The following is a 14276-nucleotide window of genomic DNA, read 5'->3' on the forward strand; positions in this document are numbered from 1 at the left end:
CCTCGACGCCGTTATGTCACCCCTCGAAGCACTTTGAGAACGCCTGGTTGTGCAACTGTTACCCAAGCTCAGTGTTTCTGGGCGAAAAAAATCCGCTGAAACCGGGCTGCTTCCCTTTGTTCCAGCGGATTATTTGGTGGAGCTGAGGGGACTCGAACCCCTGACCCCCTGCATGCCATGCAGGTGCGCTACCAGCTGCGCCACAGCCCCAAACTCGCTTGCCCCGCCCTGACCGGCCGAAGCAACTCGTCCAGTTTAGACAATTTTCCGGCCCCCGCAAAATCGGCGCGGTTAGGCCGCTTCAGCCCTCCAACGGGGTGGACGGCATGGACGCCAAACCGACGTTGTGCTCGGTTAATTGCCATCTCAGCGGCACCGGCGACGAGGACGGATTCAGCTCTTCGAGCACCGACCAGTGACAGTTCGCCACACCCGCCAGTGACCCCCACAGCTCCGGCGGAATGCCCATCAGAGCGGCAACCCCGGCTCGAATGGCTCCACCATGGCTGACCACCACGAGGGTCTGGCCCGGCCGCAGTTCGGCAACCGCGTCAAGCGTTCCAGCTTTCATTCGCTCCCCCACCTGAAGCCGGCTCTCTCCCCCGCCGGCGGTGACGCGAGGATCGCCCTCATGCCAGGCCTGCTGGTCTTCCGGGAACCTGCGGCCGATCTCGGCGAAGGCAAGACCCTGCCAGCGGCCGGCGTAGGTCTCCCGGAACCGCGCGTCAGTGCCGGGGGTGACCCCGGTGGCTACGCACAGCGCGGCAGCGGTTTCCCGCGCCCGCTCAAGGTCCGACGAGACAATGAGCGACGGCCACAGGTGCTTCAGCTCGTAAGCAGCCTGCGTGGCCTGTTGCCTTCCGAGATCGTCGAGGGCAATGTCTTCCTGGCCCTGGAACAGGCCGCGCGCATTCCACTCGGTCCGCCCGTGCCGCCAGAATACGATCCTGCGGCCCTCCGGCGCGGAGTCACCCGCCGCGCTGTCGACGGCGCGTGGACTCACTCGGCGTCGGCAGGCGCTGTGTCGGCAGCTGCCGCGTCAGCAGACCCATTGCCGGGGGCCGCAGGGTTTGCGCCGTCCTCCAACTGGAGATCCACCTTGGGGCAGTCGCCCCACAACCGCTCCAGGGCGTAGAAGACGCGGTCCTCCTGGTGCTGGACGTGTATGACCACCTCTGCGTAGTCAAGCAGCACCCAACGGCCTTCGCTCCGGCCCTCGCGCCGAACGGGCTTCAGATCCTGCTTGGAGAGTTCTTCCTCAATGCCGTCGACAATCGCGTTGACTTGCCTTTCGCTGGGGGCCGAGGCCACGAGGAAGACATCAGTGATCGCGAGGCGTTCACTGACATCCATGGCCACGATGTCCTGTGCAATCTTGTCCGTTGCCGCACGTGCTGCGGTGCGGGCAATCGCAATGGACGATTCCGATGCGCTCACTAATCTCCTAGGGTGTGGTCAGCGGCTAAACGCCGCCGACAATCATCATGATTCCGGTAATGAGCGCGAGTGCGCCCAAACCAACTACCGAATACTGCACTATCCGCGTGCGCTGAACGCGAGCCAGGCCCGCGGTCATGGCGTCAAGGGGATCCAGTCCGTGGGCGCTGCGCGCACGGATGGGGGTAACGCCGTCGGACGCCGCCCGCTGGAGTGCCACTGCAGGCGCCGATGGACCCTGCGAAGGGCTGCTCGAGGCGGGCGGCGTCTTGGTCACGACAGGAATATGGGAGGTTGACGGCGCCGCAGCGTCCGGGCTCTCCTCCAGGGGGCGAATGAACTCCACCGGTGAGACGATCGAAAGGTTGTGCGCCGTCGTCGGGTCATTGAGTAGCGGCTTGCGCTGACGGTTCTCCTGCGTGAGCTGCTGAATCTTCTGCGCACGTGTATTGAGCACGGCTGCCCGCTCGGCAAGCGCCTTCTGCTGGGCAAGGATATCCAGGTCCACCGAGAAGGGATCTTCCTTGGCGGCTGCTTCCATCACCGCGACCTGATTCTTCGCCTGGTTGATGATTGCTTCACGGGCTGCCAGCGCCTGCTCCACCGTCATCTCGCCTCGATGGGCAGTCTCTGCCTGGTTGTCATGGTCGGGTGTCACTGCACCTTCGTTCTGCAGCGCCTTTTCCCGGGCGGCCTGCTGCTGAAGACGAAGCTGCCGCCGAGTTGGAACGCTGGAGGGCAGCTCAGCCGGCTGGTCCGCCAGCGCACGATAGTTGCGGAGCATCTCCCGGTCGCGGGCACGGACCTGCGACACACGTTCCGTTGAAGCAGCCGACGACGGCGCGTCCAACGGTGCATCGGCTGCCCGCCGGCTGCGCCGCTCGCGGGTCGGCGCAGGCTCAAGGCTGACGACTGCCGGTTTGGTGAGTCTCGCAAGCGGTTGGTGTCCGGACCCCATGGAAGCCTCGGACCCTTCAAGGGACGGCATTTGATGATCCCCGCCAGAAGTCGCGCGCGCGTGCCGGAGTGACCTCCGGCTCTGTGCGGACTCGTGACCGTTACTCATTACTTCTTCACCCAGTGGTTGTCATGTTGTTGTGGACACTTCAGGTTGGACCGGCGTTCCCGTGTTGGGCCTGCCCTTCCGGTAGAGCCCATGCTTGGCGATGTACTGCACAACGCCATCCGGAACGAGATACCAGACCGGTTCATCATCGGACACCCGCCGCCGGCAGTCCGTCGAGGAGATCGCCATCGCCGGCACCTCCATCAGGCTGACGTCCTTGCGCTGGGTACTCAGTTCATGCCCCGGCCTCGTGACCCCGACAAAATGTGCAAGCGACCACAGCTCATCAACGTTCTTCCATGACAGGATCTGCGCCATGGCGTCCGCGCCGGTGATGAAGAACAGCTCCGCCTCCGGACGGGTTGCGTGCAAGTCGCGGAGGGTGTCGATCGTGTAAGTCGGGCCCGGACGGTCGATATCCACCCTGCTCACCGTGAACCGCGGATTCGATGCCGTGGCCACCACGGTCATGAGGTAGCGGTGCTCAGCCGGGCTGACTTCCTTGACGTTCTTCTGCCACGGCTGGCCGGTAGGGACAAACACCACTTCGTCCAGATCGAACGCCGCGGCTACCTCACTGGCCGCAACGAGGTGACCGTGGTGGATCGGATCGAAAGTTCCACCCATCACCCCCAGACGCCAGCGGGCTGAGCCGCCGGAGCTCAAAGCGCTCAGGTGAATCCCCTGCTCGGTAGTGGACTTGGGAGGAGCGCTCAAGGAGATCAGAGCCGGGAAGCTTCGCCGTGATCGTGCTTGTTGGGGTGCTGACGATGCGGATCCGCGTGCTCCGGAACCGCCTCATGGCGGTGCCCCAAACTGGTGAACGCGATGGTGGCGAACATCAGCACCAGCAGTGCTCCCATGATGAGGGCACCGTACGCAATGGCAGGCATAGGAAGCTCAGCGTGGTGTTCAGCAGCTTCGCCTGCAACCACTGCAACGTTGAGGATCTGGGTCAGCATTCTTCTCCCCTTGGGAACGAGGTGTCCGCACGCCGGCCGGGCACGGATCGAGGCGTAATTTCAGTACAGTTTCCGTACTATCCTACGCGCTAACGGCATACCGCTCGAACTGCGCGTCAGGCGCAGCGCGCCCGAGCCGCCCGTCAGCCCCTTACCGCCGAATTTGCCCGTCGCCCTGGATGATCCACTTCGTGGTGGTGAGTTCGCGCAGACCCATCGGGCCGCGCGCGTGCATCTTCTGCGTGGAGATACCCACCTCCGCACCCAGGCCCAGTTCGCCGCCGTCCGTGAAGCGGGTGGAGGCGTTCACAATGACCGCGGCTGAATCCACACCGGCGATGAACTGTTCGGATCGTGCCAAATTATTGGTGATGATTGCTTCAGTGTGACCGGTGCTCCAGGTCCTGATGTGTTCCAGGGCTTCGTCCACCGTGTCCACCATGGCCACCGCAATATCCAGGTCCATGTACTCACGTGCCCAGTCGTCGTCGTTCGCCGGCTCCGCCGTGACGCCCTCCGGAAGGATGGCCTGGACCCGGCTGTCCGCGTGGATCCGGACGCCGGCCCGGGACAGTGCTTCCAGGACGGCGGGGGCTGCCTTGGCCTCTCTGTGGACAAGAAGGGTTTCAACCGTGTTGCACACGCTGGGCCGCTGGGTCTTCGCATTGAGCAGGATGTCAACAGCCATCTCCTCGTCCGCGCTCTCGTCGAGGTAGATATGGACGTTGCCCTCGCCGGTCTCGATGACGGGCACCGCGGCATTCTTGACGACGGTCTGGATGAGGTCGTGGCCGCCGCGGGGAATGAGGACATCCACCCGGCCGCGGGCCTTCATCAGGACGTTGGCTCCCTCGCGGCCGAACTCGTCGACGGTCTGTACGGCGTCGGCCGGCAAACCAGTGCGGTCGAGGGAGTCGCGGATGATGCCAAGCAGCGCGGCATTGGTATGCGCGGCTGCGCTTCCCCCGCGGAGGATGACGGCGTTGCCGCTCTTGAGCGCGAGGCCGGCGATGTCCACCGTGACGTTGGGACGCGCCTCATAGATGGCCGCGACCACGCCGAGGGGGACGTGCACTTGCCGGAGGCGGACGCCGTTGGGCAGCGTCTGGCCCCGTTCTACCGTTCCCACCGGATCGGGCAGCCCCGCAAGGTTCTCGAGCGCTTCAGCCAGCCCGGCGATGCGCTCTTCGCTCAGGCTGAGCCGGTCCAGCAGCGCCTTGGACGTGCCGTTGGCGCGCCCGGCCTCGAGGTCCTGCTGGTTGGCACGCAGGATCACGGCCTGTTTGGCAACCAGTGCCTCGCCGATCGCCACGAGCGCCTTGTCTTTATGGGAGCGGTTGGCCCGGGCAGTGATCCGGGAGGCGGTGCGGGCACGGTCCGCGATGGCGTGCACAGCCTGCTCGACGTTCACCGGTGTGGCCGGCTGCTCGCGGTCTGCAGGGTCGGTGGTGGTCTGGTGGGCAGTCTGCTGTGTAGTCACGTCAGTCATCCCTCCAGTCTAACGAGGGCGTCCACACAACCCCAGCCGGGGTCAGTCAGAGGTGACGGCGTTCAGGACCACCAGGTCATTGACGTGAACCACCGAGCGCTCGTATTCGCGGCCGAGCTCCCTTGAGAGCTCGCCGGTGGACCTGCCCAGCATCCGGGGCAGTTCGAATGAGCTGTAGTTCACGAGCCCCCGGGCGATCACCGTGCCTGCGCGGTCCACCATCTCGACCGGGTCGCCGGCCTCGAACTCGCCGCCGACTGACACGATCCCTGCCGGCAGGAGCGAACGCCGCCGCTGCCCCACAGCCTTCGCCGCGCCGTCGTCGAGAGTCAGCGTGCCCTGAATGCGGGCCAGATGAGCCAGCCACAGCAGACGGATCGGCTGGCGGCGGCCGTTCGTGGTGAACCAGGTGCCGACGTCCTCACCCGCGAGGGCGCGTCGCGCGTTCTCCGTAGAAGTGACCAGAGCGGGAATGCCGGAGGAAGCAGCGATGGTCGCGGCTTCAACTTTCGTAACCATGCCGCCGGTTCCGACGCCGGCCTTCCCCGTCCGGCCGATGCTCACGCCCTCAAGGTCCTCGGGTCCGCGGACTTCCGGGATGCGCTTTGCTCCCGCCTTGGGCGGACCGTCGTACAGGGAGTCGACGTCGGAGAGCAGGACGAGCGCGTCGGCCTTCACCAGGTGCGCCACCAGGGCGGCGAGGCGGTCATTGTCGCCGAAGCGGATTTCGGAGCTGGCTACCGTGTCGTTCTCGTTGACAATGGGGACCACACCGAAGTTCAGCAGCCGTTCCATTGCACGGTGGGCATTTGCGTAGTGGCTTCGCCGCATCAGGTCATCGAGGGTCAGCAGAACCTGGCTGACCGTGACGCCGTGAGCACCGAACGCGTGGGTGTAGCGGGCCATAAGCAGCCCCTGTCCCACGCTGGCAGCTGCCTGCTGGGACGAGAGCTGGTTGGGCCGCCGCGCAAGGCCCAGCGGAGCCAGGCCGGCTGCGATCGCGCCGGAAGAAACGAGGATGACCTCGGTGCCTTCGTTGTGGCGGGCAGCCAGCACATCGGATAGAGCGAATAGCGCTTCGTCGGAGAGTCCTCCGGAGAGTGACGTGAGAGAGGACGAACCTACCTTGACAACAATTCTCTTGGCTTTCGCCAGTCCGGAACGGGTCTTGAGTGGGCGCTTTACGGTCATCTATTCCTTCTGTCGGTTTCTATTGTCTAAGGTCAGGCGGTGTGTCAGGCTCCGTCGTCAGGGTCGCCATCAGCGCCGCCGTCACTACCCGCGGGCTTGGGGCCGGAGTTCTTGTAGTTGACAGACTCAGTCCAGATGCCGGCCTTCCTCTCCGCCTCGAGCTCAGCGCGCGCGGCAGCCCGGGCGTCCTTACGGGTCTGGTGATCCTCACGCTTCTGGTCACGTGTGGGACGCACAAACTCCGCGAGACGGATGTCGGTGCCGCGGGGTGATGCCAAAAGTTCAGCACCCCCCATCATGGTGGGCTCCCAGTCAAAGACGACGCCGTCGCCTTCGCCGATCACCACGGTGTCGCCGGGCTTGGCACCGCTCTTAAAGAGCTGTTCCTCAACACCCAACTTAGCGAGCCGATCGGCAAGGTAGCCAACGGCCTCGTCATTTGTGAAGTCGGTCTGCTTGACCCAGCGCTCAGGCTTCTCTCCCAGGACACGGAAGAGCGGTTCGAGGTTCTTTTCCTCTCGCCGGATCACGAATCCCTTTTCGTTGACTGCACGGGGGCGGAGGACCGCGGGCGTGACAACCGGCGGCGCGGACTCGAGCTTCACACGGGCATCGCGCACAATCTCGGCCATGGCGAATCCGAGCTGCCGGAGCCCTTCATGGCTCGCAGCGGACACCTCGAACACCCGGTACCCGCGGGATTCGAGTTCAGGGCGCACAAACTCGGCCATGTCGCGACCGTCAGGCACGTCGACCTTGTTCAGAGCCACGAGGCGGGGACGCTGGTTGAGGGGCACAACCTCGCCGCCGGGACCGGCGTAACTCATATCGACGGCGTAGCGATCAAGTTCACTTTCGATGATCTCGAGATCCCGCAGGGGGTCCCTGTCAGTCTCAAGCGCGGCGCAGTCCAGCACGTGCACGAGGGCGGCGCAACGCTCGACGTGGCGGAGGAAGTCGTGTCCCAGACCCCTGCCTTCGCTTGCTCCCTCGATGAGTCCGGGAACATCGGCGATGGTGAAGCGGACGTCGCCGGCCTCCACGACGCCCAGGTTCGGGCGAAGGGTAGTGAAGGGGTAATCCGCGATCTTCGGCCGGGCAGCGGACATGGCAGCGATCAGGCTGGACTTGCCCGCCGACGGGAATCCGACAAGTGCGATGTCAGCGATCGACTTCAGTTCCAGGACGACGTCACGGGCATCACCCGGAATGCCCAGGAGTGCAAAACCGGGGGCCTTGCGCTTCTGCGACGACAGCGACGAGTTGCCCAGGCCGCCCTGTCCCCCGGCTGCGGCGACGAACTCGGTCCCCTCGCCGACCAGGTCAGCGAGCACCTCGCCGTCACGCGTCTTGACGACCGTGCCGTCCGGAACGGGAAGGATAAGCGTTTCGCCCTTACGGCCCTCACGCCAGTCGCCCATACCGTTTCCACCGTTGGTGGCGTGCCGGTGCGGGGCGTGGTGATAGTCCAGGAGGGTGGTTGTCTGCGGGTCGACGCGCAGGATGACGGCTCCGCCGTCACCGCCGTTTCCGCCGTCGGGCCCGCCCAGCGGCTTGAATTTTTCCCGCTTGACCGAGACGCACCCGTGTCCGCCGGTGCCGCCCGAGACGTGCAGAACTACCCGGTCAACGAAGCTTGCCACGGTGTACTCCTCTTGAGAATCTCACATCAATGCCGATTTTATCCGGCTTAAAAGAAAGTGGGGTGAGCCGGTCTGGCTCACCCCACCCTAGTGCTTTTGTATAACGCTGCTATGGTGTGCGGTTGCGAGTACTACTCGGCAGCCGCACCCACGATGTTCACAACACGACGCCCGCGGCGGGTGCCGAATTCAACGGCACCGGCTTCCAGCGCGAAAAGCGTGTCATCGCCGCCACGGCCAACGTTGGCGCCGGGGTGGAAGTGGGTTCCGCGCTGGCGGACGATGATTTCGCCTGCCTTGACGACCTGTCCGCCGAAGCGCTTCACGCCGAGGTACTGGGCGTTGGAGTCGCGACCGTTGCGAGTGGAACTCGCACCCTTCTTATGTGCCATCTGTTATGCCTGCCTTTTTCTGAAACAGAATCTATGGATCGAGTAACCGGTGAGGGCTACTTGATGCCCGTGATCTTGACCTTGGTGAGCTCTGAACGGTGACCCTGGCGCTTCTTGTATCCGGTCTTGTTCTTGAACTTCTGGATAACAATCTTCGGGCCCCGAAGATTCTCAACGATTTCGGCAGTGACAGTTACCTTTGCCAGGTCCTGTGCTGCTGAAGTCACCTTGTCGCCGTCTACCAGAAGGAGAGCAGGCAGCTGGAAGCTGCTGCCGGCCTCACCGGGGACGCGGTCAAGGGTAACGAGGTCTCCCACGGAAACCTTTTCTTGGCGGCCGCCTGCGCGGACAATCGCGTACACCACTTGGGAACTCACTTCTCTCGACGATCTAACTGTTTGCATACTGTTCCGGGACCATACGCTGTTGATAGCGCAGCCGGAGGGGTGCTTGTGCACTCACGGCACAGTCACGCCCCAAAATAGTCATACGAGGGCGCAGCACCGAAGATCAAGATTACGGCAATTTCGCGGATTCCCGCAAATCAAGGCGAGTCGGCGCGTCGAAGAACTCATGCTCGTACCAGGCCGAGGCTTCGAAAGCGTCGATCATCGCCGCTTTGTCTGCGGTCGATGCACGGGCGAAAGCGGCGTCTGCGAAGGCAATCGCACGCGCAGTGGCCTCAGCGAACGCGGGATCGGCGTACGTCCGAATCCATTCAGCGTAGGGGTGCTCCGTACTGGCTCCCGAGTCGCTCCACTGTGCGTGGAGGGCGGTGCCGACGTGCGCGTAGAGCCAGAAGCACGGCAGTACCGCCGCCACGAGGACCGCGTAGCCGGCGTTGGCGGAGGCTGCCAAAAGGTGGTCCACGTACGCTTTGGTCACCGGACCCTGCTTCGTCGGCAATTCCCGCCCGGAGAGCCACGTCCGATGGAGTTCGGACTCCACCTCAAGGCAGTTCAGCGCGGAGCCTGCCCAGAAGAGCTGTTCAGCTTCGGTGGGTGCAAGGGAGCTGGCCCTGGAGAGCACGCGGGAGTAATCCCTCAGGTAAAGAGCATCCTGTGCCAGGTAGTAGGCGAATTGATCGTCGGGCAGGGTCCCGTCCCCGAGAGCACTCACGAAGCCCAGCGTGTCGATTGCTGAACGATGGCGGGAAGTGAGCTCCCACACCTGCTCACTGAAGGGGCGCGTGTCCTGCGCGGTCCCCGGAGTGTTCGAAGTCCGGGCCGGCACGAACTCGTGGAAGTGGTGGATCGGCCCGTTGCCCTCCCCTACGTTGAGTTCATCCGCGCGTTCGAGCGCGCCCCGAAGCCATCTCTTCACGATGAGCAGTGACTGGTGCCAGTCCCGGGTTTGCACCTGGACTGTAGCCAGTGCCGCGGACAGCGAGCAGCCGGTGCCGTGCGTGTTCCGCGTGTTGATGCGGGTGCCGCCCACCACAGTGACGGTGCTGCCGTCGGCGGACGGGCCAACGAGCGCATCGGGGCACGCCGAGTCGCCAGACTCATCCCCCGCCCCGCTCTCGAGGTGACCTCCCTTGACCAGCACCGAGGTGCCTGCGGACGCTGCGAGGCGTTTACCCTGCTCCAGGGCAGCTTCCCAGCTCGCGGCAACCGGCTCGTTCAGCAGGACTGCGAGCTCGGGCAGGTTGGGAGTCACGAGGTCCGCCAGCGGCACCAGGGCGCGCAGCTCGTCTTCGGCATCCGGAGCCAGAAGCCGGTCCCCGCTCGTTGCCACCATGACCGGGTCGAGGACGACGACGGCGCCGGACGCCCGCGGCAGCCACCGGCGAACCGTCCGGATGGTCTCCACGTCACCGAGCATGCCGATCTTCACCGCGTCGATGGCAACATCGTCGCTGACAGCGGTCAGCTGCTCTTCCAGGAAGGCCGGCGGCGGGGTGTGCACGCTGCGCACTCCCCGGGTGTTCTGGGCGACGAGTGAGGTAACAACGGCCATGCCGTACCCGCCCTGCGCGCCAATGCTTTTCAGGTCCGCCTGAATGCCGGCGCCTCCGGTGGGGTCAGTACCGGCTATGCTCAGCACGCGCGGAATGATCCGCACCCGAGCTACCGCCGACAATGGTTCGTTGTGTTCTACAGGTTCCACGAGCGTGCGAATACTCATCCGCGACATCCCTCCGCTAGGCCAAAGGCCGCCTGTCCGGCGGCCATCTCTAGATCAGGTTCAACGCGTTTCATCTCAGCCCGGACCGGGCACCGCGTGTCACTACGTCCCAGCCTACCCTGCGGTGCGGGCGCGGGTCATGGAAGACCACAGGCATAACGAAACACGCCGCTCCCTGGTGGGGGGAACGGCGTGTTCTGCGCATTAGAGGAAGACCTAGAGCTCTGAGGCGGGGACTCCGACTCCGAGGATCATCGGCTCTTCCGACTGCTGTGTCTTCGGTGCAGGCTTCCCGGCCCGCGCAACGTACTGCGTTCCGGTTGACGGCGCGCTGGCCTCACCGGCGGCTCTTTCGATCGTGGCGTTCGCGGCCGAGCCCTGCGCGCTGCTGGCAGCACGGTGCCGCCGGGCACGACGCCCGGACGAGGGCGCCGCACCGTCCGCTGCGGCGACGTTCTGCTTCGCCGCGTCCGGACCGGAGGTAGCTTCCCTTACGGGATCGACGGGCACGCCGTCGACCTTCACAGGCTCCTCCGGGGCCGGAGCGGCGGGCTCAGTCTCATCGCCGGCCGGGAAGCGGTCGAAGGCCTCCGTCAGGCTTTCCAGAGTCAGCCGCGGCTCCGGTCGAATCGAAACGGGTGCGTTTTCCGCGCGCGGCAGGACCACCTGCTCGCCGTTAATCGTCAACACCGCGCCGGGCGCCAGCGCTTCACCCATCGGGTGGTTCTCGAGCTCGTGATCGTGCTCATGCGCGGCGTGGGTAGCGGCGGCAATATTCGCGAGGGCTGCCCGGGCAGCTTCAGCGCGGGCCTGGCGTTCAGCGTCGTCGGGCTTCTGTTCCGGCGCGGGAACGTGTTCCTCCACCGGCTGGCTCTTCGCCCGCCGCTTGCGCTCGCTGCGGGACATCTTCTCCTGCCGCAGGTGCTGCTGGTGGTTCTCCGGCGAAACGACGTGCCTGCGGTGCTCCACCGGCTCCTCGTGGGTGACGACGCCGCGACCGCCACAGTGCTCGCAATTCTCGCCGAACACCTCAAGCAAGCCGGTTCCCATGCGCTTACGCGTCATCTGGACAAGGCCGAGCGAGGTGACCTCGGCGACCTGGTGCTTGGTGCGGTCACGTCCCAGGCACTCCACGAGCCGCCGCAACACGAGGTCGCGGTTCGCTTCGAGCACCATGTCGATGAAGTCGATGACAATGATGCCGCCGATGTCCCGCAACCGAAGCTGCCGGACAACTTCCTCGGCTGCTTCGAGGTTGTTCTTGGTGACGGTTTCCTCAAGGTTGCCGCCGCTGCCGGTGAATTTGCCCGTGTTCACGTCTACCACGGTCATGGCTTCGGTCCGGTCGATCACCAGTGAGCCGCCCGAAGGCAGGAACACCTTGCGGTCCAACGCCTTGTGGATCTGTTCATCGATGCGCCGTGCAGCGAAGATGTCCTCGTCCTTGGTCCACTTCTCAAGCCTGCCCACGAGGTCGGGAGCAACGTACATGACGTACGCCTCGATGGTGTCCCATGCCTCCTCGCCGGAAACGATCAGCTTGGAGAAGTCCTCGTTGAAGACGTCCCTGACCACCTTGATGGTGAGGTCCGGCTCTCCGTAGAGGAGTTCCGGAGCGAGGGTCTTGGTCGACTTCGCCTTGCCCTCGATCGTTTCCCACTGCGAGCGAAGGCGGTTGATGTCGTGGGTCAGTTCCTCTTCGCTGGCACCCTCGGCCGCCGTGCGCACGATGACCCCGGCGTTCTCGGGCAGGCGGTCCTTGAGGATCCGCTTGAGCCGGTTGCGTTCGACGTCGGGAAGCTTCCGGGAGATGCCGGTCATCGAACCGCCCGGCACGTACACCAGGTAGCGCCCGGGCAGTGAGATCTGGCTGGTCAGGCGTGCGCCCTTGTGGCCCACCGGGTCCTTGGTGACCTGTACCAGCACCGAGTCGCCCGACTTCAGCGCAAGTTCGATGCGCCGCGGCTGGCCGTCCAGGCCTGCTGCGTCCCAATTGACCTCGCCGGCGTACAACACGGCATTGCGTCCGCGCCCGATATCGATGAACGCTGCCTCCATGCTGGGCAGGACGTTCTGCACCTTGCCGAGGTATACGTTGCCGATCAGCGAATCCTGCTGGGTCTTGGACACGAAGTGCTCAGCGAGGACACCGTCCTCCATGACGCCGATCTGGATCCTGTCGTCGCGCTGCCGGACCACCATCTGGCGGTCGACGGACTCGCGGCGGGCAAGGAACTCCGCTTCGGTGATGACATGACGACGCCTGCCCGAATCCCGTGACTCACGACGACGCTGCTTCTTGGCTTCGAGGCGCGTGGAGCCCTTCACGCTGGTGACGCGGTCCGACGGCGCTTCCTGGCTCTGCCGGGGCGCGCGGACCCGAGTGATGGTGTTTGGCGGATCATCGTCCGAGCCGCCGGTCAGTTCAAGGTCCTCTTCACCGCGGCGGCGACGGCGGCGACGGCGGGAGGTCACCGACTCGCTCTCCTCGTCGGATTCGGCGGGACCCTGCGTCCGCGGCTCGGACTCTGCGCCTTCGCCCTCAGCGGACCGGTTGCGGCTCCGGCTGCGCCGATTCCGACGACGCCCGCGTCCACCGTCGTCGTCACCTTCGGTTTCATCTTCCGGCTCGGCCTCGGGGGTGGTCTTGGGTGTAGTCCGCGGCACGACGGCTGTGAGGTCGGGGGCGTGGAAAAGCAGCGAAACCGGCGAGTCCGGAACCGCGAACGGGTCCAGTCCGCGCCGGTCATCCGCTTCGTCGCTAGTGGAAGCCTCTTCCTCAGCGGCCAGCGGGGAGCCGGCTGCGGCACTCCGGTCGCTGCCGGGAGCGTGCGAGCCACCCTCGACACCGGCTGCTGCACTGTCTGCCTCGCCACTGGTCATTTCGGCTGCATCGGGCGCCTGCTCGGGGCCGCGCGTTCCCCGACGGTTACGCGAACGTGTCGAGCGGGAACGTCGGGGCTCTTCTTCGGAGACGGTCTCGACAGGAGCATCGACGGACTCAGCGTCCGTTCCTGCGGACTCCGATACTGCGGACTCCGATACTGCCGGCTCGGTTGGCACCGGTTCGGTTGCTGCCAGCTCGCCAACGGCGTCCTGAGTCGTTGCGGCTTTGGTGCTCACACGACGGCGTCGGACAGGGCGTTCCGGTGCGGCTTCCCCGGCTGCGGTTTCGTCAGTAGCGGGAACCTCTGCAACCGGCTCTGCAACCGGCTCGGTGCTGTCTGCGGCGGGAGATTTGCGGGTGCGCCGGGCGCGTGCGGGCTTGCGCCCCGCCGGGGCATCATCCCCCACCGGCTGTCCGGCTTCAGCGGCGCCGGCATCTCCGGAAGGAACCGGCGCGGCTACCACGGCCGGGTCTGTTCCGACCGACGGAGGTTGGGTCGGCGACTCGGGCACAGTGGCCTCGGGCTGCGTTGCCCGACGATTGGTGCGGCGGCGCACTGGCTGCGGGGCGTTCTCGGCATCCCCAGGTTCGGGTGACGCTCCCGGGCTCTCGACTACAACGTCGTCGACCTTCTTGCGGCGCGTACGCGGCGCCTTGCGTGCAGGTGCTTCTTGCTCCACTGCATCCGTCAGGACCTCGGAGGTGTCTGATGCGTTTGTATCCATATTCGGCTGTGCTCCACCCTCGGGAACCCCGTCCACATTCCGGCGCCCCGAGGCGATTGGTCGGATGTCCACGGCGCTGATGCTCGCGTCACCCGGAAGTCGTTATTGTGCCGTCCGAGGTCGCGCCAACCATGGGGCGCGGCATCACTCGAAGACCAGTGGCGCTTTTCCTGCCGATCGCTGAAAACCAGCGCGGGTTCTACCCGGCGGATTCTGCGGGGTTCACCATGGAAGTGCCAAATCCGCAGGAGCGTCGCCGGAAGAACCGGAAGCCTGTCACTGGACCGGCGCCGGAATGTGGTTCCTGCGCCAGCCACGTTCATTGTCTCACATGCCCATCACTGCCCGCTGTACCGG

The 14276-nt window shown here is 65.2% G+C and carries 12 protein-coding genes, 1 tRNA gene and 1 riboswitch; all 13 genes read right to left on the reverse strand.

Annotated features, from left to right (window positions below; translation table 11 throughout):
• Nucleotides 1-134 precede the first annotated feature (134 nt).
• Nucleotides 135-210: transfer RNA gene (locus tag AC4D2M_RS13170), tRNA-Ala, on the reverse strand.
• A 91-nt stretch (nt 211-301) separates the two neighbouring features.
• Nucleotides 302-1003, reverse strand: a complete 702-nt coding sequence (locus AC4D2M_RS13175) for a histidine phosphatase family protein (RefSeq protein WP_490892345.1) — start codon at nt 1001-1003, stop codon at nt 302-304.
• Nucleotides 1000-1437: a ribosome silencing factor gene (rsfS, locus tag AC4D2M_RS13180; RefSeq protein WP_490892346.1), complete on the reverse strand. Its 438-nt coding sequence runs from the start codon at nt 1435-1437 to the stop codon at nt 1000-1002. The genes AC4D2M_RS13175 and rsfS overlap by 4 nt, the downstream gene beginning before the upstream one ends.
• A 25-nt stretch (nt 1438-1462) precedes the next feature.
• Nucleotides 1463-2425 (reverse strand): hypothetical protein, encoded by a 963-nt coding sequence (locus tag AC4D2M_RS13185; protein WP_490892347.1) that lies wholly within the window; start codon nt 2423-2425, stop codon nt 1463-1465.
• A gap of 99 nt (nt 2426-2524) precedes the next feature.
• Nucleotides 2525-3169 (reverse strand): nicotinate-nucleotide adenylyltransferase, encoded by a 645-nt coding sequence (nadD, locus tag AC4D2M_RS13190; RefSeq protein WP_490892479.1) that lies wholly within the window; start codon nt 3167-3169, stop codon nt 2525-2527.
• Nucleotides 3170-3225: 56 nt separating this feature from the next.
• Nucleotides 3226-3465, reverse strand: a complete 240-nt coding sequence (locus tag AC4D2M_RS13195; RefSeq protein WP_490892348.1) for a hypothetical protein — start codon at nt 3463-3465, stop codon at nt 3226-3228.
• 151 nt (nt 3466-3616) lie between these two features.
• Complete coding sequence (locus AC4D2M_RS13200; protein ID WP_490892349.1) at nt 3617-4954, reverse strand: glutamate-5-semialdehyde dehydrogenase; 1338 nt, start codon at nt 4952-4954, stop codon at nt 3617-3619.
• 42 nt (nt 4955-4996) lie between these two features.
• Nucleotides 4997-6145 carry a glutamate 5-kinase gene (gene proB, locus AC4D2M_RS13205; RefSeq protein WP_490892350.1) on the reverse strand — a complete coding sequence of 383 codons (1149 nt, stop codon included), beginning with the start codon at nt 6143-6145 and terminating at the stop codon, nt 4997-4999.
• A 44-nt stretch (nt 6146-6189) separates the two neighbouring features.
• Nucleotides 6190-7788 carry a GTPase ObgE gene (gene obgE, locus AC4D2M_RS13210; protein ID WP_490892351.1) on the reverse strand — a complete coding sequence of 533 codons (1599 nt, stop codon included), beginning with the start codon at nt 7786-7788 and terminating at the stop codon, nt 6190-6192.
• Between the two features lie 131 nt (nt 7789-7919).
• Nucleotides 7920-8180 (reverse strand): 50S ribosomal protein L27, encoded by a 261-nt coding sequence (rpmA, locus tag AC4D2M_RS13215; RefSeq protein WP_026545518.1) that lies wholly within the window; start codon nt 8178-8180, stop codon nt 7920-7922.
• Between the two features lie 56 nt (nt 8181-8236).
• On the reverse strand, nt 8237-8545 hold the full coding sequence (gene rplU, locus AC4D2M_RS13220) for a 50S ribosomal protein L21 (protein ID WP_299165252.1): 309 nt from the start codon (nt 8543-8545) through the stop codon (nt 8237-8239).
• A gap of 151 nt (nt 8546-8696) precedes the next feature.
• Complete coding sequence (locus AC4D2M_RS13225) at nt 8697-10307, reverse strand: bifunctional hydroxymethylpyrimidine kinase/phosphomethylpyrimidine kinase (protein WP_490892352.1); 1611 nt, start codon at nt 10305-10307, stop codon at nt 8697-8699.
• Nucleotides 10299-10414, reverse strand: a riboswitch (TPP riboswitch). Its footprint overlaps the gene before it by 9 nt.
• A gap of 109 nt (nt 10415-10523) precedes the next feature.
• Nucleotides 10524-13991, reverse strand: a complete 3468-nt coding sequence (locus AC4D2M_RS13230) for an Rne/Rng family ribonuclease (RefSeq protein WP_490892353.1) — start codon at nt 13989-13991, stop codon at nt 10524-10526.
• Nucleotides 13992-14276 lie beyond the last annotated feature (285 nt).

It is taken from the genome of Arthrobacter sp. TJ-270 (genome assembly GCF_058269075.1).